General features: G+C 57.9%; 1 protein-coding gene. It reads left to right on the top strand.

What is annotated here, in order from left to right:
• Window positions 1-42: 42 nt before the first annotated feature.
• Window positions 43-233, top strand: a 191-nt coding sequence (locus QCD69_RS22645; RefSeq protein ID WP_301253586.1) for a hypothetical protein, incomplete at its 3' end; no start/stop codon positions are given.

The following is a 233-nucleotide window of genomic DNA, read 5'->3' as shown; positions in this document are numbered from 1 at the left end:
ACAAAACGCTGACCGAAACCTGGAGCTATCAGTAGCCTGCCAATGAATAAGACTAACGCTGATTATATTGATGCGCTGCCTCAGCCCGCGGAGCGGAAAGAGGCGCTGCTGAACGCGCTGCCTGACCAGTCTGAGTCGGCTTTTAGCCAGCTGCATCAGACGCTGGGCGAGCCGCCTATGCCGGAGCGCGATGACGACGCGCAGCTGGCTTCGGTGAAATCGCGGATTGAGAT

The organism is Erwinia sp. PsM31 (assembly GCF_030433775.1).
Taxonomy (GTDB): domain Bacteria; phylum Pseudomonadota; class Gammaproteobacteria; order Enterobacterales; family Enterobacteriaceae; genus Erwinia; species Erwinia aeris.
This window is presented reverse-complemented; position numbering and strand designations above follow the sequence as displayed.